Below are 18,329 nucleotides of genomic sequence, written 5' to 3'. Positions count from 1 at the left end.
AGGTGGGACGCGCCGAAATCGATAGCCAACGGACCGAAAACCCCGGATCCCCGACGAAGGACCTCGCGGCCTGGGCGGTATCGGCAGGACCCGACTCGTTCGGCGGAACCGCGCATGACTGGGCGGCTGACGCGATTCTCGACTGGTTTGCAGTCACGCTCGCGGGGAGCCGCGAGCCGCTCAGCCTGATGCTGGCGGAAACCGCTCGGGAAGAGGGGACCGGCCCCGCCCGTCTTGTTGGTCGCAGGGATGCTCTCAGCACTTTGAATGCCGCGCTGGTGAACGGCGCCGCGTCCCATGCGCTCGACTATGACGATGTGAATTCCCGGATGATGGGACACCCGACCGTGCCGCTCGTCCCGGTGCTGCTGGCGATCGCGGATACAAAGCCGGTTTCCGGACGGGCGTTTCTCGATGCCTTCGTGGTCGGCTACGAGACGGAGATCCTTGCCGCCGAGATGATCGGATACAGCCACTACGACCGGGGGTGGCACACCACCGCGACCATCGGCACTCTGGGCGCCGCGGCGGCTTCCGCGCGCCTTCTCGGCCTCGATGCGGAGCAGGCGGCGAACGCGCTGGGGCTCGCCGTGGCGCAGGCGGCCGGTCTGAAATCAATGTTCGGCACCATGTCGAAGCCGTTCCAGGTCGGAAAGGCGGCCTCCAACGGCTTGCTTGCGGCCCGCCTCGCCCTGAAGGGGATGACGTCGCGGACGGATGCGCTCGAATGTGCCCAGGGCCTCGCAGCGACACAATCGGACGGTTTCACGCCGATCGAGATCTCGCCCGGCGGCAACAGTCCTTATGCGGTCGAGGGAAATCTCTTCAAGTATCACGCCGCCTGCTATCTCACCCATTCGCCGATCGAAGCGGCGCGGGAGTTGCGGCGGACGCGTGGCGTCTCGCCGGAGGCGATCGAGCGGCTGACCATCGAAGTGAACAAGAACACGCTGACGGTCTGCAATATCGAGCGGCCGGAGACCGGACTGCAGGTCAAGTTCAGCCTCAGGCACACGGTTGCCATGGCGCTGAACGGGCTCGATACTGCCGATCTTGGTGCCTATACGGACGAGATCGCACAGGATGCAGGTCTGAGAGACCTCGGGCGGCGCACAGTCGTTGTCGGCATCGAGGATGACAGCCGCACGATGGGGCGGGTCAGGGCGGAACTGAAGGACGGCACGGTGGTCGAGGAAACCCGCGACGTCGGGGTGCCGGCGGCCGACCAGCCGGCCCAGCGCGCCCGCCTGCTGGAGAAGTTCGGAATTCTCGGCGCGCCGGTGCTGGGAGCGACGCGGGCTGACGAGCTTGCCGGCCGGATCTTCACTTTGGCGGATATGGAAGACGCGAGCCTGCTTTCGGCGCTCGCGCAGCCCGAGTAATGCCGATCAGCTGGTGCCGTAGGCGATATTCGCGAGCGTGCGGATATCCGGGATGATGACCACGGTCGGACGGGGCAGCTGGATGACGCCGTCTTTCTTGAAGGTCGACATGATCCGGCTGATGGTTTCCGGCTGCATCCCGAGGTGATCGGCGATCCGTTCGCGCCGCATGTTGAGCTTCAGTTCGATGCCGCGACGTGTCTGCCTGCCGGTCCGTCCGGCAAGGTCGACCAGGAAGCCGGCAAGACGTTCCGCTGCGGAAGACCGCGCGAGAGTCAGCATCCGGGTCTGGTCTCGGGCGACTTCGTCCTTTGCGGCGCTATAGAGCGTTTCCATCAGTTCCGCCGGATGGGACGTCGCCTCTGCCACCGAATCGACGGAAATAACGCAAATATCGGAAGGTTTGACAGCTTCGTAGAATTCGCGGATCTCGCCCATGCTGCCGTTGGACAGGGGCCAGGCGATTTCCCCGTCGGTCTTGAAGGCGGAAACATGCCGGCGTCCGTCGCCGAGGACGTGTTCCTGCATGAGCATTCCGGAAGCGACCCTGAACACGGTGTCCTGCTGATATCCGGAAATCTCTATGCGCTCGCCCGGGCGCGCCGAGATCTGCCGGATGGCACCGGCGCATCGCTTCAGACCCGCGTCGCCGAGCGCGTTTCTGATCGGGCAATCCCGGTCTTCGCACCCGGTGCAGGGCAGTTTGCTCACCGATTCATCGTTCAATGCAGCAATCATGTTCATCGCCAGTTCGCTTTCCCATCGCGATCGCATTTCGGGAGACAAGCCGAACCAAGATGCGTGCGGCGCTGCGAGCGTGCCTTGATCTAAGTCAATTCGATTGCAGGGAGCTTCAGTCGCGTGCGGCGAGGCGCATCTTGATCGGGCCGCGGGCGCGGCCATTGATCATCTGTTCGAGATAAGGGTCGCCCGCATGTGCGACGTCCTCGCGCCGGCCTGCCCATTTGATTTCGCCGTCGAACAGCATGGCGACATTGTCGAACCGGCTGCGCGCGGCTTTCATGTCGCCGGTGACGACCAGAACCGTGGTGTCCTTGCCGGCGGTCTCCCGCTCGATCAGGGAGAGAATCGAGTTGGTCAGAATCGGATCGAGGCCCGCGGTGGGATCGTCGAGGATCAAGAGCTCCGGATCGCCGATCATCGCCCGCGCGACGCCGACACGCTTCTGCATGCCGCCGGAGAGCTCGACCGGGTAGAGGTCGGCCATCTCTTCGCCGAGGCCGACCTCGGCCATACGGCGAAGGGCGCGCTGGCGGGCCTCCTTGCGGGGAACTTTCTCGTGATTCAGCAGCCGGAAGGCGACGTTCTCCCAGATGCGCAGGCTGTCGAAGAGGGCGTTCTGCTGAAACAGCATGCCGGCGCGCGCCTGGAAATCGTTCCATCCGTCCGCGTCGAGCCCGTGCAGTTCCTCACCGTCGTACTTCATGCTGCCGCGGTCGATGGGGATGAGACCGAGGAGGCATTTCAGCAGCACCGACTTGCCGGTGGCCGACGGCCCGATCAGCACAGTGGATTCGCCTGCGGGTACGGTCAGAGAGATCGAGCGCAAGACCTCCTTGTCGCCGAAACTCTTCGCGAGCCCCTCGATCTCGATCGCCTTTGCGGCGCCAGACGCCATTCCTGCTGCTCCCCTCAGCGGGCGGCGCGAAGGTCCCGTGTCCGGTCTTCGTCGATGCGCCCGTCCTCGTCGACGGCGACACCATAGACCGAGCGGGCGGCATCGGGAGAGACAAATCCGAGCACGACGTCGCGCGCGACCTCTGCCGGATCGCGTTCGAACGCATTGCCGAGGCCGCCACCGCCGGGCATCGAGACGACGAGACGGTCGCCCTTGCCGATTGGCTGCCGTCCCTTGGCGTTCAGCCGGTCGCCCTTCACCTTGCGCTCGATGATCCCGGCCTCGCCGTTGCCGCCGCCGTTACGGCCGCGGGCGGGATAGGTCACACGGTCGAACATGCAGTTGATGGCGAAGGGCGCGTCCTCGGAATGGGAGATTTCCATCACCTGGCCGACGCCGCCGCGGAACTTGCCGGCGCCGCCGCTGTCGGGACGGTACTCCTTCCGCCAGATCACCAGCGGGGCGATGGTCTCGTTGACCTCGATCGGGGTATTGCGGACGCCTGACGGGAAGGCGGTGGCGTTCAGCCCGTCCTTATCCGGTCGCGCACCTGTGCCGCCGGCATGGAAGGTGTTGATCGCGAAGGGTGTCGCGTCGCCGTAATCCTCGTCCGTCAAGCCGTGACCGCCGAGCAGTACAGGGTTCCAGAGGCAGGAGGTGCCTTCCGCCGGCACCCGGTCCGGGATGACCTGATTGAGGCAGCCGAGCACGACGTCGGGAAGCATCTGGCCGATCACGTGACGCGCGGTGACGGCGCAGGGATGCGGCGCGTTGAGGATGCTGCCCTTCGGCGCTGTGATGATGACCGGGGCGAGGGAGCCCGCATTGTTCGGTACCGCCCCGCCGATGACGCAGCGCACGCCGAAGCTGGCATAGGCCTGGGTATAGGTGAGCGGCACGTTGATGCCGTAAGTCGAGACGCCGGAGGTGCCGGAGAAATCGACCGCGATCTCCTCGTCGCGGATGGTCAGCGCCGCGACCAGGTCGATGGGGCGCTCGTAGCCGTCGATCCGCATGGAATTGTGATAGGTGCCGTTCGGCAGTTCGCGGATCTCCGCCGCCATGCCGGCACGGGCGCTCTCGATAACGTAGTCGGCGAGCGGTCCGAGATCGTCGAGGCCGAATTCCTTCATCATGTCGAGCAGGCGCTGGCCGCCGACATCGTTGCAGGCCGCGAGCGAGTAGAGATCGCCTTCCACCTCGATCGGATTGCGCACGTTGGTGCGGATGATCTCCAGTACGGGCTCGCAAAACTCGCCGTTCTCCGCGAGCCGCATGATGGGAATGTTGATGCCTTCCTCGTAGATCTGCCGTCCGTCCGGGCCGAAGCCTTTGCCGCCGACATCGACCACGTGGGTGGTGCAGGCGAAGAGGGCGACGATCTCGTTGCCGCGGAAGGTCGGCGTGACGACGGTGAAGTCGTTCAGGTGACCGGTGCCGAGCCAGGGGTCGTTGGTGACGAACACGTCGCCGGGCTTCATTTTCGCGAGCGGATATTTCTCGAGGAAGAAGCCGACCGAGGCAGCCATCGCGTTGACGTGGCCAGGAGTGCCGGTCACGGCCTGGGCCAGCATGCGCCCGCGCGTGTCATAGACGCCGGCGGAGATGTCGCCGGCTTCTCGGGCGGACGTGCTGAAGGCGGTGCGGATCAGGGTCTGGGCCTGTTCCTCCACGACGGAGAGCAGGCGGTTCCACTGGATCTGCATGCGGATCTGGTCGAGGGCGGAGGTTGTGCTCATGTGTCTTCTCCCTCAGGCCGATTTCTTGCGGGTCATGACGAGATAGCCGAGTTCGTTCACCGTCGCGTCGAACACGGAGGTGACCACCGTCGTGGTCTGTGTCTCGGAGATGAGGGCCGGGCCGGCGACCTTGGCTCCGACCGGCAGGTCGTCGCGCCAGTAGATCGCCGCATCGACATAGTCGCCTGTCGCCGGGTCGAAGAGCCTGCGGCTGCCCGTCGGGCTCGCGGCGCCACCTTTCGGCGCCACCAGTTCGGTCTCGATCTCCGGGCTCGGCGCCGTCATGTTGAGGGTCCAGCTCAGGATCTCGGGTTCCGGTCCCGGGATGATGCGTCCGTAAAGGCGCTTGTATTCGGTCTCGAAGGCCGCGCGGATCTCGTCGGCATGGCCTGCGTTCAGTGCGCCGGCCGGAAGCTGCACGGCGATCTCGTGGCCCTGTCCGACATAGCGCATGAAGGCGGTGCGGCTTTCGGTGAGTTTGGCCCCACCTGCGCCGCTTTCCACGATGGCGCGGGCCTCGTCCGCCATTTCGCCGAGCAGGGCATTCGCCGCCCCGGCGTCGAATGCGGAGAGCTTCATGTAGCGCGAGCGGACGACCTCGTAGGAGATCGGCGCGCGCAGAAAGCCGATGGCGGAGCCGACGCCGGCGCCGGTCGGCACCACGATGGTCGGAATGTCGAGCTTCTCGGCGAGCCGGGCTGCGTGCAGCGGCGCGGCGCCGCCGAAGGCGATCATCGCGCGGGCGGCGATGTCCTTGCCCCACTCGATGGCATGGACGCGGGCCGCGTTCGCCATGTTCTCGTCGACGATCTCGCAGACGCCGAAGGCGGAGAGGGCGGGTGTCAGACCCATCTTCTCGCCGATCTCACTCTTCAGGGCCCCTTCGGCCTTGGAGGTGTCAAGCGTCACGGAGCCGCCCGCGAAGCTTTCCGGATCGATCTTGCCGAGCACCACGTCGGCGTCGGTCACGGCCGGCTGGGTGCCGCCCTGGTCATAGCAGGCCGGGCCCGGATCGGCGCCGGCGCTCTCCGGACCGACCGCGATGCGGCCGAGCTTGTCGATCTTGGCGAGCGACCCGCCGCCGGCGCCGATCTCGACCATCTCGATGGCCGGAATGCGCACCGGCCAGCCGCTTCCCTTCATGTTGCGGTAGACGCGCGCAACCTCGAAAGTGCGCGTGGTCTGCGGAAGGAAGTCGTCCAGCAGGCAGATCTTCGCCGTGGTGCCGCCCATGTCGTAGGAGACGACGCTGGAGAGGTCGCACTCGCGGGCGATCTCGCTCGCCAGGATGGCGCCGCCGGCCGGGCCGGACTCAACCAGGCGGATCGGGAAGCGCATCGCGGTGTCGAGCGTGGTCAGACCGCCGCCGGAAGTCATCAGCAGGACCGGGCAGTCGAAGCCGCGCTTCTTCAGGTCCTCGCGCAGGATGCCGAGATAGCGCGACATGATTGGCCGGACATAGGCGTTCGCCGAGGCGGTCGACTGGCGCTCGTATTCGCGGATCTCCGGGCAGACCTCGCTGGACAGGGTGATGCTGAGATCCGGCCGCGCCTTGCTCAGGATCTCGCCGACGCGCTGCTCGTGGGCTCCGTTGGCGTAGGAATGGATCAGGCCGACGGCGATCGAGCCGATCCCATGCTTGTCGATCAGCGGTACCAGGGCCTCGACGCTGCTCTCGTCGAGCGGGATCATGACCTCGCCCCTGAAGTTAAGCCGTTCGCGCACCGGCCAGCGGAGGTTGCGCGGGACCAGCGGATCCGGCCGGTCGATGTTGATGTCATATTGCTCGAAACGGTTTTCGAACGCCATCTCGACCGAGTCCCGGAGGCCTTCGGTGGTGATCAGGGCTGTCTTCGCGCCCTTGCGCTCGATCAGCGCGTTGGTCGCGAGCGTGGTGCCGTGGATCAGCAGCCCGATATCGGCCGGAGTGGCATTCGCGACCTCGAGGGCCTTTTCGATGCCGCTCATCACGCCGCGTTCGGGCATCGACGGCGTCGTCAGCACTTTTGCGGTAAACCGCTTGGCACCGAATTCGAGGGCGACATCGGTAAAGGTGCCGCCAACATCAACCGCGAGGCGGCCACGCTTGCTGGTCTCGGACATATCTAATCAATCTTTTGTGCAGAATGCGGTCTCGGAGCGAAACCGGAACCACTTGAACCTATCATTTCGCGAGCGTCAACGTTTGTGAGGGGATCACAGGCGAACCACATTATCTGGCGACGCTTTCAGCACATCCGCGCAGTATTCTCGCGCCGCGGCCTCCGCTTGATCGGGGTCTTCGTAAAGCGCTGTCGCATGGGAGGAGTCCATCTGACGCCCATCTTTCCAGATGGACCAAGGGTAACGGACTCCCTCGGGGCTTGCCCAACACTCGATATAGATCTCGATCATGACTTCGAATCCAGAACGGGTTGCCGGGATGGACTTCAAACGCATCGGTGGCAGGCGGATGCCGCACCGGGAAAGCCATTTAATCATCCCGGCACGGCGGAAGGCGAGTGTGGTTTTTCCATGCAGCCCTGCGCTGGGAATATCCAATTGAGCCGGCGGGATTATTTGCGCTCGGAGCCGACTAGGCCGCCCGGGCCGAGGATGGTCAGTCCGGAATTATCCGTATGAAGCGTGCGGAAAATTGCGGAGTGGCCGCGGGAAGGGGGCCGTCGGTTCCCTCGATCGAAGCCTCGATAAAGTCCTGAGCGCTGTATTGCAGCTTGGCATAGATCCGTGCCGCCAATTGTCGCGCCGTCCGGCCGCTCCAATTGTCCGGCATCAGCGCGGGCGGGAGTCCGGGGTCTTTCAGCAGCGTGCGGCGATAGGCATGGATCATCAGGGTCCTGAGCGCAAATGCTCCCTCGGGCGACGGCAGGACATCCCGGGCGTAAAGCTGTTCCTCCAGGGGCGTGAAGCGCTTGATGAAGGCGAGGTACTGGCGGTCGGTCTCGTCGAGATTCCAGGCATCGTGGCAAAGGGCGCGCAGGCTGTCCGCGGCACTGCCGGACGTGGCCTCGAAGAGGGCGACACGCCGATCGAGACCGAGGGCGGAGACGGTCTGCTTCGCCCGTTTCAGATCGTTGCCGGCGCCGATGAGGACGTGCGTGCCGAGCGCTCCGAACCCGGCCCACCCCAGCTCCTGTCGCAGGGTTTCACGCGCGGTGGCATCGACCGCGCCACTCAGTAGTGCGATGGTCCACGGACTGTCGCTTTCCGGCTCCTGCCGTTCGCCGAGCGGTGCGTAGATCTTGCGCTGGGCTGCATCGAATTGCCGGCGGCCGCCTGCCGTCAGCGCGTAGATGCTGCGGCGCCCGACCTGCCGCGGGGCCAGCACGCCGTCCTGCGTCAGGCGGAAGACCGAGGTGCGGACCAATCGCTCGCCGATCTCGAAGACCTCCATGAGCCGGATCAGGTCGCCGAGCCAGGCTTCACCCCCATGGGGCAGGATGGCATCGCCGAATACCGTGACGATGAGCGACTTTGCGCGCGGCTTCAGGTCCTCGAGCAGAGACTGGACGAGGGTGGGGGACGGCACATTTTCGGCCGCAATGCTCATGCAGACGTCCCGGTTGCGACCAGTTCGCCGCCGACCGTGCGCGAGCGTCCGCGGAAATGCGCGACGACGGTTCCGTCCGCAAGCGTGACCACCGTGTCGTAGATCCCGGAGCGGCCCCGGTGGAACCGTTCCTCGCAGGTGGCGATCAATTCGTCGCCCTCGCGGGCCGGATTGACGAAGTCGATGTCGCAGCTCTGCGCCACCGTGAGGGCGTTTGCCGAATTGCAGGCGAAGGCGAACGCGCTGTCGGCGAGAGTGAAGATCATTCCGCCGTGGCAGGTCTTGTGGCCGTTCAGCATCTCGGGACGTACCGTCATCCGAAGCCGGGCAAAGCCCGGACCGACCTGTTCGACACTCATGCCGAAGCCACGCGTCGCGGGATCGTTCTCATACATCCAATCCGCCACGCTCTGCGCCGTTTTCTGGGCGCTTTCCGGGGCGGATGCGACGGGGTGCCGGTCTTTCATGATTTCCTGCCTTTCGGTCAATATGATACAAATTTTTCTGGACGAAGGAATTGTTTTGTATCATTTAAAGAATGCTGTTCGGCAACGTCCGAGTTAAGCGAGGAAACGCAATGGTGCAAAGCCAGATTACGGGTAACGCTTCGGAAGCCGACGAGGCCGCCCGCTTCCAGTCCAAGGTCGATCGCGAAATCAAGATCGAGCCGCGCGACTGGATGCCGGAGGGCTATCGCAAGACGCTGGTTCGTCAGATCTCCCAACATGCCCATTCCGAAATTGTCGGGATGCTGCCGGAAGGGTGCTGGGTGACGCGGGCGCCGTCGCTGCGCCGGAAGGTCCAGCTGCTGGCCAAGATCCAGGACGAGGGCGGGCACGGTCTCTATCTCTACAGTGCCGCCGAGACGCTCGGGACCAGCCGCGCGGAAATGATCGATGCCCTGCACGAGGGGCGCGCCAAATATTCCAACATCTTCAATTACCCGGTGCTGTCCTGGGCCGATATCGGTGCCATCGGCTGGCTGGTCGACGGGGCGGCGATCATCAACCAGATCGCGCTCTGCCGCTGCTCCTACGGGCCCTATGCCCGTGCCATGGAGCGGATCTGCCGGGAGGAGAGCTTCCACCAGCGCCAAGGCTACGAAATCATGATGTCGATGGCCTTCGGCACCAAGGACCAGAAGCGGATGGCGCAGAGTGCGCTGGACCGCTGGTGGTGGCCGTCGCTGATGATGTTCGGGCCGAGCGACCGGGAGTCGGCGCATTCTTCTCAATCGATGCAATGGAAGATCAAGCGGGTCTCGAACGACGATCTGCGCCAGCAGTTCATCGACATGACGGTACCGCAGGCCGACTATCTCGGCCTGAAGATGCCGGACCCCGATCTGAAGTGGAACGAGGAACGAGGCCACTACGATTTCGGCGCGATCGACTGGGCGGAACTGAAGCGCGTCGTCTCCGGCGACGGGCCCTGCAACAAGGAACGCATGACCGCGCGCGTAAAGGCGCACGAGGACGGTGCCTGGGTCCGCGAGGCGGCGGCCGCATACGGCGAGAAGCAGCGTCTGCGCAAGCAGGCAGCGAAGATCGCCGCGGAATAATTCTTTTGGGAGAGAGGCAATGACCGCAGGGCACGACTGGCCGCTCTGGGAAGTCTTCATCCGGGCCCGCGAGGGGCTCAGCCACAAGCATGTCGGCTCGCTCCATGCGAGCGATGCCGAGATGGCGCTGCAACATGCCCGCGACGTCTATACGCGGCGGCGCGAGGGCGAGAGCATCTGGGTGGTGCAGTCCACCGACATCGTCGCCTCGGCGCCGGCGGATAAGGAGAGCCTGTTCGATCCGGCGGATTCGAAAATCTACCGCCACCCGACCTTTTACGAAGTGCCGGACGAGGTCGAATGCCTCTGACCGGTTCCTTCTGGAGTCTGATCCATGACCGTTGAAGCGCAGCGCGAAGCCCTCTTCGAGTATCTGCTCCGGCTTGGCGACAATGCCCTGATCCTCGGCCACCGCCTCTCCGAATGGTGCGGCAAAGGGCCGGTGCTGGAAGAGGATATCGCGCTCTCCAACATCGCCCTCGACCTGGTCGGCCAGTCGACGCTCTGGCTCGAATTCGCGGCGACGGTGGAAGGCGGTGCGCGCGACGCCGACGCGCTCGCCTTCAAGCGCGATGTGCTGGACTGGCGGAATTTTCTGCTGGTCGAGCAGCCGAACGGCGATTTTGCCCACACCATCGTCCGCCAGTTCCTGTTCGACTGCTTCCATGTCGAGCTGCTTCAGGCGCTGAGCAAGTCCGCCAATCAGGAGATCGCCGGCATCGCGTCCAAGGCGCTGAAGGAAGCGCTCTACCACCGCCGTCACAGCGGCCAGTGGGTGATCCGGCTTGGCGACGGCACGGAAGAGAGCCACGCACGGGCCCAGGCCGCGCTCGATGCGCTCTGGGGCTATACCCGCGAGCTTTTCGAGGGCGACGCCATCGACGAGATGATGATGCAGGCGGGTATCGCCCCGGACCCGGGCGATTTCGAGGAGAACTGGAAGCAGGCGGTCGGCGCCGTGCTCGCCGAGGCGACGCTGACGGTTCCGGATGCGAACTGGTCGATCGGCGGCGGCAAGAAGGGGATTCATTCCGAGCATCTGGGCTTCCTGCTGGCCGAGATGCAGTTCCTGCCGCGCGCCTATCCGGATGCGCAATGGTAGGGGCGGGTGATGCAACCACACGCTGCCGCTTCCGCTGAAGAATCCCGGCTCTGGGCCGCGCTCGAGGAGGTCTCGGATCCTGAGATTCCCGTGCTGTCCGTCGTCGATCTCGGCGTGATCCGGGAGATCGAAGTCGACGGCGCCGCCGCCAAGGTGACCATCACGCCGACTTACTCCGGTTGCCCGGCCATGTCCTACATCGAGATGATGGTGCGCGACGCGGTGCTGAAGGCAGGATTCGAGCATGTCGAGGTGAAGACCGTGCTCTCGCCGGCCTGGACCACCGACTGGCTGAGCGAGGCCGGCCGGGAAAAGCTGAAGGGGATCGGCATCGCGCCGCCGGCCGAGGTTTCGACCTCCAAGCAATCCCTCCTGGGGATCGACCCGGTTGTCGCCTGTCCGCGCTGCGGGTCGGAGAACACGGAGATCCTCAGCCAGTTCGGCTCGACGGCCTGCAAGGCGCTCTACCGCTGCACCGACTGCGCGGAACCGTTCGACTATTTCAAATGCATCTAGGAGGAAAGCGGTCATGGCACGCTTCACCACTCTGACCGTCCGTGAAGTTCGCCCGGAAAGCGCGGACAGCGTCTCCATCGCGTTCGATCTGCCGGAGGACGCGAAGGCCGATTTCGCCTATCTGCCGGGACAGTATCTGACGCTGCGCCGGGAAATCGACGGGCATGACGTCCGACGCTCCTATTCGATCTGCAGCGGTCTCGGCGACGGTGAGATGAGGGTCGCCATCAAGCGCGTCGAGGGCGGGGCGTTTTCCGGCTTCGCGAATGATGAGCTGAAGGCGGGTGATAGCCTTGAGGTCATGCTGCCGGAAGGGCGGTTCACTGCCGAGGTCGAGCCGGGTGCGGCGCATACATACGTTGCCTTCGCCGCCGGAAGCGGGATCACGCCGATCCTCTCGATTGCCAAGTCCGTTCTGGAGGCCGAGCCGGAAAGCCGTTTCACACTGTTCTACGGCAATCGGACTGTGCGCGACATCATGTTCCGCGACCTGCTGTCCGACCTGAAGAACCGGTTTCCCGCGCGTTTCAGCGTGCTCCATATCCTCAGCCGCGAACCACAGGAAGTGGCGCTGCTGAACGGACGGATCGACCGGGAGAAATGCGAGACCTTCTTCCGCTCGATGCTGAACGTGCATGCGGTCGACCGGTTTTTCCTCTGCGGGCCGGAAGGCATGATCAATGACGTGCGCGCTGTGCTCGGGGAGCATGGGGTCGATCCGGAGAGGATCTGTTTCGAGCTCTTCACGCCGTCCAGCGACGCGGCGGCGAAAGCCGCCGCCGCGCGCCGGGCCAGGATGGCGAAGAAAGAGGGCGAGGTGCCGGCCGCGGGGTCCGAGGTATCCGTGATCTTCGATGGGGTGCGCACCGATTTCACGCTGGAGCCGGACGGCATGTCCATTCTCGACGCGGCCCTTGGGGGCCGACCGGATATGCCCTACGCGTGCAAGGGTGGGATGTGCTGCACGTGTCGGGCAAAAGTGATCGAGGGCCGCGTGGAGATGGATCTCAACTACACGCTCGCCAAGGAAGAGGTTGAGAGGGGATTCGTGCTGGCCTGTCAGGCGCACCCCGCGAGCGACCGCGTGGTGCTGGACTTCGATGCCCGCTAGGGGCGGCCGCGCCCCGAGGGGCACGGCTTTCCGCTAGAGATCAGGCGGCCCAGAACGGCTTGTTCGTCTCGTAATCGACATCGGACGGGGTGATCCCCATGTCGGCCAGGGCCCGCGCATCCATCTCGCGCAGCGCCTGGCGCTGGCGGATGCGGTCTTCCCAGGTGAACAGAAGTGCGACGAGGGTCTGCAGTACGCTGCCCTTGGCGCGCTTCAGCGCGAAGGTCCCGTTGGTTCCTGCAGTCATGACGGCGGCAGGAGCAACATTCAGGGTCTGGTTCTTAAACATGAAAGCTCTCCTTAATCAAAACGTCACACACGCTCATTCGTGTCTGTCGATGTTCAGGTATTTGGGCTATTATTCGCCATTCAGCAAATGAGTTAATTTGCGAGATAAGTTAGTTTGGCTAATCCATGTTGAGCCGTCTTCCCCTCAATGGCCTGCGCTGCTTCGAAGCGGCGGCCCGGCATATGAGTTTCAAGCTCGCGGCAGCTGAGCTGTTCGTCACGCCGGCGGCCGTCAGCCAGCAGATCAAGGCGCTCGAGACCGAGCTCGGCTGCTCGCTCTTCCTGCGCCGTCCGCGGTCGCTCGAATTGTCGGCGGAAGGCGCGCGGCTTGCGCCGGTAGTGCGCGATGCCTTCTCCCGGCTTCTGGCGGCGGTGAACGATCTGAAGGAACAGGAAGAGGGACGTCCGCTGACGGTCAGCGTCCTGCCCTCCTTTGCGGTTAAATGGCTGATCCCGCGCCTCTCGCGTTTCCGCATGCGCTATCCGGAGATCGATGTCCGGATCGCGGCCGAGGATCGCAAGGCGGATTTCGTCACCGATGGCGTCGACGTGGCGCTCCGGCTCGGCGACGGGAACTATGAGGGCCTGCATGTCGAGAAGATCATGAGTGAGCGGATCTATCCGGTCTGCAGTCCGGAGGTCGCCGCTCGGCCGCCCGGGCTGCACCGCCCGGAGGATCTCAAGCATTATCCGTTGCTGCATGACGTCAACTCCTTCGCCGGCGAGAGCTGGGATCATTTCCTGGAGCATTTCGGGGTCGAGGGGGTCGACGTGCGGCGCGGCGCCTTCTTTACCCAGATGGATATGGTGCTGCAGGCGGCGATCGAAGGGCAGGGGGTCGCTCTCGCACGCTCGCAACTGGTCACCGACGATCTGCGCGCAGGCCGGCTTATCCGACCGTTCGGCACCGAGACGCCAGCCTTGCTTGCCTACTATTTCGTTTGCCGCGAAGAGGCGCTGCGGTCCAACAAGGTTGCCGTATTCCGGGACTGGGTGCTCGACGAGGTGCGCCGGGACGGCTCACAGGCCGAGTCGGGCTGATGGCAGAACGGGAGCAGTGGGCCACCCAGGTTGGCTTCGTGCTGGCAACCATCGGCTCCGCCGTGGGCATCGGGAATATCTGGCGCTTTCCCTATGTCGCCGGGGAGAATGGCGGCGGCGGATTTCTGCTCGTCTATCTCCTTTGCGTCCTTCTCATCGGGCTTCCCCTGGTGATTGCCGAACTTGCGGTCGGCCGGACGGCGCGGCTCGATACGGTTTCCGCCTTTCCGGCGCTCGCCCCGCGCAGTCCGCTCCGGCATTCGGGCTGGGTCGCCGCCATTGCCGGAACGGTGATCCTGAGCTTCTATGCGGTCGTCGCGGGCTGGACCTTCCGATATTTCTTCGTCGCGCTCAGCGGTGCGCTCTGGGACGCCGAGGCGACGGGATTTGCCCCGTACTTTTCCGGCTTCACCGCGCAAGTTGCGGGGCCGCTGTTCTGGCAGGCCTGCTCTATCCTGCTGGCCATGATCGTGGTGGCGCGCGGCGTTCAAGGCGGAATTGAGCATCTGAACCGATGGATGATGCCCGTGCTCGCCGGAATATTGGCCGGTCTCGCGCTCTATGGTTTGTCACGGCCGGACGGCGCTGGCGGTCTCGATTATCTGTTCCGCGTCGATCTCGAAGCCTTCGGCCGTCCGAGCGTCTATCTTGCGGCGCTTGGCCAGGCGTTCTTCTCGATCGGGATCGGCATGGCGATCTTCATTACCTATGGGAGCTACATGCGAACCGAGGTGCCGGTTCTGAGATCGGCTCTCTATATCGTGACCGGGGACACATTGTTCGCGGTGCTCGCGGGCGTGGCCATTTTTCCGGCCGTGTTTGCCTATGGGCTCGACCCTTCCTCCGGCCCCGAGCTGGCCTTCGTCGCCCTGCCGCGGGTTTTCAGCGAGATCGAAGGCGGGACGGTGCTCGCGGCGGCTTTCTTCTTCCTGCTTGCCGCCGCCGGATTGACGTCGATGATCTCCGTCCTCGAGGTTACCGTTGCCATCTGCATGGACCGTTTCGGTCTCCGGCGCCGTTCCGCGTCGCTCTTGATGGGCTTGCTGGTGCTCGGCATGGGCCTGGCTCCGGGACTGAGCTTCAGCCTGCTGAAGGAGGTGCGGATCGCCGGAGAAGATCTCTTCGGGCTGTTCGACCTTCTCGCATCCTCCGTTCTTCTCCCCCTGAGCGGGATCTTCATCTCGCTTTTCGTCGGCTGGAGCCTGCAGCGGCGCGATGCCTTTCTCTTTGCCGGTCTGAACGGGGCTCTGGGTTGGCTCTGGATCTGGCTGCTTCGGATTGTCGTGCCGGTATCCGTCGCATTGGTTCTGTTCAACGGTCTCAGCGACTTCTAGCCTGCTCAGTCCGAAAATTCGGGTATCCCGGCGCCTATATCGAAGTAGCGCCGGTTGGCAACCGACTGAACGGCGAGCTTTGCCGGCTCGGTCAGGGGCCGTTCGCTCGCCTCATGGCGAGTGCTGCAGAAATAGACGAATTTTCGGTCTTCTTTCGCGTCTCCCACCGGAAGGGCAATCGTTCGGCGCAGCAAATTGCCGCCGCCATGCGTTGATGACTGGAGGGTGACGCTCATGCCGGCGGGATGCTCGCGGACGAGGAAGATGGCTTCCGATGCCTTGGCCCGGCGCTCCGGTTCGACGAAATCGAGATAGTTCCGCCCGGTGCTTTCCTGGCCGTACTGGCTGACCACCCCGGTGCCAACAAGCCTGAGCCGGATTATCTCCGGGTCGATCAGCTCGTGGATCACGATGAACGGCAACAGATGCTTCACCTGGACCGGATCGAACTCAGCCCGGTCGGGCAGCAGCCGGCCTGCACGCAGGGAAAGCCAGTAATCGAGGAATTCGTTTCCCTGAGAGCTCAGCTCGGTCCTGATCGCGTCTGTGGAATGGCTCATCCGCTCGTCCTCAAGAACCGGGCGCTTTTCTGCCGGATTCGCAAAATCCGGGCGCCAAGCCGCTGTCTGCGGGGTCCAATTCCGCTTGGATGCTTCGGTAAGTCGAGCAGCATTTTCGCCGATCGTCAAAATCATCTTTTTCGTGCAGCCCAAAAGTCGGCTGGCGGAGGTGGCAGAGTTGATCCAGTCTGGCATCCCGCTCCGGTTCGGGGAGCGGAAGAGGAATGACCCATGACAAGAGACGTTTCAGAGATTCGCGGCTACCACGCCCACGTCTATTTCGATGCCGGGACCGCCGAGACGGCGCGGCGCCTGCGCGATGAGATAGAGCGCCGGTTCGATATCGAGATGGGGCGGTTTCATGAAAAGCCGGTCGGTCCGCACCCGTGTTTCAGCTATCAGGTCGCTTTCGCACCGGAGATGTTCGGATCCCTAATTCCCTGGCTCTCCCTCAACCGGGAGGGGCTCACGGTTTTCGTGCACGCCGATACCGGCGAGGAGCTGAGTGACCATACCGACCATGTCATCTGGCTTGGCAGATCCGAAGAGCTGAAACTCAGTATTTTCGACCGTTGAAGGGGCTTCGGCTTAAGGTATCAGCCACGTCCCCAGACGCGTCCGGGGGCTGAAGCGGTAGCGGCTGTTTCCTTGGGGCGAGAGCTGCAGGATGTCGACGCTTTCGGGGATGAAACGAATGATGGCGAAATTCTCGAAGCCATCCGTTTGTCCTAGCGAAACCGGGTTGCCATCGGCAGATTCAAGGAGGGCTCCTGGAGGCTTTGCGCTTCGATAGTTCGGTTTGGTGCCATCGGGGAGGTTCTCCCAGACGTTCCTGAGCGCCGATTTTTCCTTCTCTGTCTCGCCGGTACCTTTCATGCGAACCTGAAGTGCGGCGATGTGGTCGTAAAAGACCAGGCTTGCAGTATTTCCGGCGGCGATTTCGGACATTTTCGCGCTACGCCGGTCGGTATGGAGCGTGACACGCCAGCTTTCGGCATCGAAGTCGCGCAGGATCAGGATGCGCGCATTGGCGCCGCCCTCATCGTCGGCTGTTGCCAGAACCGGATAACGGAAGGCGGCGTCCCGTTCGCTAACCGCATTTGACAGCAGTGCCTGTGCTTTCGCCAGCAGAGCGTCGGCGGCCGGGGGGATTTGTCCCGGTGCGCTACTCATTCGCCGTGGCACCCTGCGTTGCGGCCCGCGCCTCGGCTGCCGCGCGGATGGCAAGCAGGAGGCTCAGAAGGGCGCCGCCGGATCCGATCATCAGGGCATAAGCGAGTGCTCCGTAGCCGGTATCGTCCTGGAAGTACCCGACCGCCACAGTGGCAAGGCCGCCGGCGCACATCTGCAGGAAGCCCATGAGGCCCGACGCGGCGCCGGCGATGGCGGGGTTCACGCTGACGGCGCCTGCAATCGCGTTCGGCTGGCTCATGCCGTTTCCGAATGCGACAAGCGCGAAGGGCAGGAAGATCGCCGTCGCGCTGATCACGCCCATCGTCGAAACCGTCGTTAGGGTCAGCGCCCCGAGCAGGGAGACGCTGCAGCCGAGCAGGATCATGCGATCGATCCCCAGACGCCTCGACAGGCGAGTCGCAGTGAAATTGCCGGACATGTAGGACAGCGAGACAATGATGAAGAAGAAGCCGTAAACCTGCGGCTCCAGCCCAAGAATGTTGATCGTCACGTACGGCGCCGAGGAGAGAAAGGCGAAGAAGCAGCCGATCGAGAAGGAGGTATTTAGGGTATAGCCGAGGAAGGCTTTCGAGCCGAGCAGCGTTCCATAGCTTCGCAGCAGTGCCACGACGTCGATCCTGCTCTCCCGCTGCGGGTGGGTCTCGTGCAGGGACGGAATGGCATAGAGCAGCACCGCTCCGCCGACCGCGGCGACAACATAGAAGCCCGCATACCAGCCGAACGCGCTGTCGAGGAACCCGCCGATCGCCGGGCCGATCATGGGTGCGACCGCCATCGCCATGGTGATATAGGCGATCACCGGCGCGGCTTCCTCGCGCTCATAGACGTCGCGCACGATGGCGCGTCCGAGCACCATGCCGGCGCATCCGCCAAGGGCCTGGAAGATCCGGCCCGCGATCAGGAGATCGATAGAGGTCGCGAAGGAACAGGCCAGGCTCGAAAGTGCGAAAATAGTGAGACCTGCCAAGAGAGTAGGGCGGCGGCCGATCCGGTCCGAGATCGGCCCGTAGATAAGCTGTCCGATGGCTACGCCGGCGAGATAGAGCGTCAAGGTAAGCTGTACGGTCCCGTAATCGGTTCCGAACAGCCCGACGAGGCCCGGCATCGAGGGGACGAAGAGATTGAGCGCCAGCGGACCGGTCGCAGTCGCGGCGATCAGCACGAGGATCGGCGGCGCCTTGGGCTTGGCTGTCACGGGTCACCTGTTTTTCTTGTTTTTCGACGCCGGGCGGGAGAGCGATGTCTGTCCAAAGGCGCTCGAAATAAATAAGCTCATTTCACGAGGATGCAATTCTCGCGGCCATTTGGCCGG

The 18,329-nt window shown here is 64.0% G+C and carries 20 protein-coding genes; 9 read left to right on the top strand and 11 right to left on the bottom strand.

What is annotated here, in order from left to right:
- The first annotated feature begins 2 nt into the window (after positions 1-2).
- A complete protein-coding gene (locus JJ959_RS01425; RefSeq protein ID WP_292879477.1) occupies positions 3-1,382 on the top strand; it encodes an MmgE/PrpD family protein in 1,380 nt (459 codons plus the stop codon).
- Between the two features lie 6 nt (positions 1,383-1,388).
- On the opposite strand, the gene JJ959_RS01420 is transcribed toward JJ959_RS01425, so the two are convergent.
- The 7 genes from JJ959_RS01420 to paaI form a co-directional block, all read right to left on the bottom strand.
- Positions 1,389-2,126 carry a Crp/Fnr family transcriptional regulator gene (locus JJ959_RS01420; RefSeq protein WP_292879476.1) on the bottom strand — a complete coding sequence of 246 codons (738 nt, stop codon included), beginning with the start codon at positions 2,124-2,126 and terminating at the stop codon, positions 1,389-1,391.
- Between the two features lie 109 nt (positions 2,127-2,235).
- On the bottom strand, positions 2,236-3,021 hold the full coding sequence (locus tag JJ959_RS01415; RefSeq protein WP_292879475.1) for an ATP-binding cassette domain-containing protein: 786 nt from the start codon (positions 3,019-3,021) through the stop codon (positions 2,236-2,238).
- Between the two features lie 14 nt (positions 3,022-3,035).
- Positions 3,036-4,760, bottom strand: a complete 1,725-nt coding sequence (locus JJ959_RS01410) for a hydantoinase B/oxoprolinase family protein (protein ID WP_292879474.1) — start codon at positions 4,758-4,760, stop codon at positions 3,036-3,038.
- 12 nt (positions 4,761-4,772) lie between these two features.
- Entirely contained in the window at positions 4,773-6,863 is a 2,091-nt protein-coding gene (locus tag JJ959_RS01405; protein WP_292879473.1) for a hydantoinase/oxoprolinase family protein, read from the bottom strand.
- A 93-nt stretch (positions 6,864-6,956) separates the two neighbouring features.
- The gene (locus tag JJ959_RS01400) at positions 6,957-7,154 is read right to left on the bottom strand and encodes a hypothetical protein (RefSeq protein ID WP_292879472.1); all 198 of its coding nucleotides are present in this window, start codon (positions 7,152-7,154) and stop codon (positions 6,957-6,959) included.
- A 205-nt stretch (positions 7,155-7,359) separates the two neighbouring features.
- Positions 7,360-8,310 (bottom strand): PaaX family transcriptional regulator C-terminal domain-containing protein, encoded by a 951-nt coding sequence (locus JJ959_RS01395; RefSeq protein ID WP_292879471.1) that lies wholly within the window; start codon positions 8,308-8,310, stop codon positions 7,360-7,362.
- Complete coding sequence (paaI, locus tag JJ959_RS01390; RefSeq protein ID WP_292879470.1) at positions 8,307-8,777, bottom strand: hydroxyphenylacetyl-CoA thioesterase PaaI; 471 nt, start codon at positions 8,775-8,777, stop codon at positions 8,307-8,309. The genes JJ959_RS01395 and paaI overlap by 4 nt, the downstream gene beginning before the upstream one ends.
- A gap of 113 nt (positions 8,778-8,890) precedes the next feature.
- Here paaI and paaA point away from each other — a divergent pair, with 113 nt between their 5' ends.
- Genes paaA through paaE form a run of 5 tightly spaced genes read left to right on the top strand, consistent with a single transcriptional unit; the run spans position 8,891 to position 12,600 of the window.
- On the top strand, positions 8,891-9,871 hold the full coding sequence (gene paaA / locus JJ959_RS01385) for a 1,2-phenylacetyl-CoA epoxidase subunit PaaA (protein WP_292879469.1): 981 nt from the start codon (positions 8,891-8,893) through the stop codon (positions 9,869-9,871).
- Between the two features lie 19 nt (positions 9,872-9,890).
- A complete protein-coding gene (gene paaB, locus JJ959_RS01380) occupies positions 9,891-10,181 on the top strand; it encodes a 1,2-phenylacetyl-CoA epoxidase subunit PaaB (RefSeq protein WP_292879468.1) in 291 nt (96 codons plus the stop codon).
- A gap of 24 nt (positions 10,182-10,205) precedes the next feature.
- The gene (paaC, locus tag JJ959_RS01375; RefSeq protein ID WP_292879467.1) at positions 10,206-10,973 is read left to right on the top strand and encodes a 1,2-phenylacetyl-CoA epoxidase subunit PaaC; all 768 of its coding nucleotides are present in this window, start codon (positions 10,206-10,208) and stop codon (positions 10,971-10,973) included.
- A gap of 9 nt (positions 10,974-10,982) precedes the next feature.
- Entirely contained in the window at positions 10,983-11,489 is a 507-nt protein-coding gene (paaD, locus tag JJ959_RS01370) for a 1,2-phenylacetyl-CoA epoxidase subunit PaaD (protein ID WP_292879466.1), read from the top strand.
- 13 nt (positions 11,490-11,502) lie between these two features.
- The gene (gene paaE, locus JJ959_RS01365; RefSeq protein ID WP_292879465.1) at positions 11,503-12,600 is read left to right on the top strand and encodes a 1,2-phenylacetyl-CoA epoxidase subunit PaaE; all 1,098 of its coding nucleotides are present in this window, start codon (positions 11,503-11,505) and stop codon (positions 12,598-12,600) included.
- Positions 12,601-12,640: 40 nt separating this feature from the next.
- Here the strand turns inward: paaE and JJ959_RS01360 are convergent, their stop codons facing one another.
- Positions 12,641-12,889 (bottom strand): DUF1127 domain-containing protein, encoded by a 249-nt coding sequence (locus JJ959_RS01360; RefSeq protein ID WP_292879464.1) that lies wholly within the window; start codon positions 12,887-12,889, stop codon positions 12,641-12,643.
- Between the two features lie 128 nt (positions 12,890-13,017).
- On the opposite strand from JJ959_RS01360, the gene JJ959_RS01355 reads away from it, so the two are divergent.
- Both JJ959_RS01355 and JJ959_RS01350 read left to right on the top strand, forming a co-directional pair.
- Entirely contained in the window at positions 13,018-13,929 is a 912-nt protein-coding gene (locus JJ959_RS01355) for a transcriptional regulator GcvA (RefSeq protein ID WP_292879463.1), read from the top strand.
- A complete protein-coding gene (locus JJ959_RS01350) occupies positions 13,929-15,263 on the top strand; it encodes a sodium-dependent transporter (protein WP_292879462.1) in 1,335 nt (444 codons plus the stop codon). Before JJ959_RS01355 ends, JJ959_RS01350 begins: the two co-directional genes overlap by 1 nt.
- 5 nt (positions 15,264-15,268) lie before the next feature.
- Here JJ959_RS01350 and JJ959_RS01345 read toward each other — a convergent pair whose 3' ends face one another.
- Entirely contained in the window at positions 15,269-16,018 is a 750-nt protein-coding gene (locus tag JJ959_RS01345; RefSeq protein ID WP_292879461.1) for a PAS domain-containing protein, read from the bottom strand.
- A gap of 36 nt (positions 16,019-16,054) precedes the next feature.
- Here JJ959_RS01345 and JJ959_RS01340 point away from each other — a divergent pair, with 36 nt between their 5' ends.
- Positions 16,055-16,399: a DOPA 4,5-dioxygenase family protein gene (locus JJ959_RS01340; RefSeq protein WP_292879460.1), complete on the top strand. Its 345-nt coding sequence runs from the start codon at positions 16,055-16,057 to the stop codon at positions 16,397-16,399.
- Between the two features lie 12 nt (positions 16,400-16,411).
- Here JJ959_RS01340 and JJ959_RS01335 read toward each other — a convergent pair whose 3' ends face one another.
- Complete coding sequence (locus tag JJ959_RS01335; RefSeq protein ID WP_292879459.1) at positions 16,412-16,996, bottom strand: pyridoxamine 5'-phosphate oxidase family protein; 585 nt, start codon at positions 16,994-16,996, stop codon at positions 16,412-16,414.
- Positions 16,989-18,212 carry a multidrug effflux MFS transporter gene (locus JJ959_RS01330; RefSeq protein WP_292879458.1) on the bottom strand — a complete coding sequence of 408 codons (1,224 nt, stop codon included), beginning with the start codon at positions 18,210-18,212 and terminating at the stop codon, positions 16,989-16,991. Before JJ959_RS01330 ends, JJ959_RS01335 begins: the two co-directional genes overlap by 8 nt.
- Positions 18,213-18,329 lie beyond the last annotated feature (117 nt).

Source organism: Nisaea sp. (assembly GCF_017640745.1).
GTDB lineage: Bacteria > Pseudomonadota > Alphaproteobacteria > Thalassobaculales > Thalassobaculaceae > Nisaea.
This window is presented reverse-complemented; position numbering and strand designations above follow the sequence as displayed.

Excerpts from the sequence above, each read along its gene's own strand:
- JJ959_RS01410 (WP_292879474.1), bottom strand. The coding sequence starts at position 4,760 with ATGAGCACAACCTCCGCCCTCGACCAGATCCGCATGCAGATCCAGTGG.
- paaI (WP_292879470.1), bottom strand. The coding sequence starts at position 8,777 with ATGAAAGACCGGCACCCCGTCGCATCCGCCCCGGAAAGCGCCCAGAAA.
- paaB (WP_292879468.1), top strand. The coding sequence starts at position 9,891 with ATGACCGCAGGGCACGACTGGCCGCTCTGGGAAGTCTTCATCCGGGCC.
- JJ959_RS01350 (WP_292879462.1), top strand. The coding sequence starts at position 13,929 with ATGGCAGAACGGGAGCAGTGGGCCACCCAGGTTGGCTTCGTGCTGGCA.
- paaE (WP_292879465.1), top strand. The coding sequence starts at position 11,503 with ATGGCACGCTTCACCACTCTGACCGTCCGTGAAGTTCGCCCGGAAAGC.
- JJ959_RS01360 (WP_292879464.1), bottom strand. The coding sequence starts at position 12,889 with ATGTTTAAGAACCAGACCCTGAATGTTGCTCCTGCCGCCGTCATGACT.
- JJ959_RS01335 (WP_292879459.1), bottom strand. The coding sequence starts at position 16,996 with ATGAGTAGCGCACCGGGACAAATCCCCCCGGCCGCCGACGCTCTGCTG.
- paaD (WP_292879466.1), top strand. The coding sequence starts at position 10,983 with ATGCAACCACACGCTGCCGCTTCCGCTGAAGAATCCCGGCTCTGGGCC.
- paaC (WP_292879467.1), top strand. The coding sequence starts at position 10,206 with ATGACCGTTGAAGCGCAGCGCGAAGCCCTCTTCGAGTATCTGCTCCGG.
- JJ959_RS01415 (WP_292879475.1), bottom strand. The coding sequence starts at position 3,021 with ATGGCGTCTGGCGCCGCAAAGGCGATCGAGATCGAGGGGCTCGCGAAG.
- JJ959_RS01400 (WP_292879472.1), bottom strand. The coding sequence starts at position 7,154 with ATGATCGAGATCTATATCGAGTGTTGGGCAAGCCCCGAGGGAGTCCGT.
- JJ959_RS01420 (WP_292879476.1), bottom strand. The coding sequence starts at position 2,126 with ATGAACATGATTGCTGCATTGAACGATGAATCGGTGAGCAAACTGCCC.
- JJ959_RS01345 (WP_292879461.1), bottom strand. The coding sequence starts at position 16,018 with ATGCCAGACTGGATCAACTCTGCCACCTCCGCCAGCCGACTTTTGGGC.
- JJ959_RS01405 (WP_292879473.1), bottom strand. The coding sequence starts at position 6,863 with ATGTCCGAGACCAGCAAGCGTGGCCGCCTCGCGGTTGATGTTGGCGGC.
- JJ959_RS01340 (WP_292879460.1), top strand. The coding sequence starts at position 16,055 with ATGACAAGAGACGTTTCAGAGATTCGCGGCTACCACGCCCACGTCTAT.
- JJ959_RS01395 (WP_292879471.1), bottom strand. The coding sequence starts at position 8,310 with ATGAGCATTGCGGCCGAAAATGTGCCGTCCCCCACCCTCGTCCAGTCT.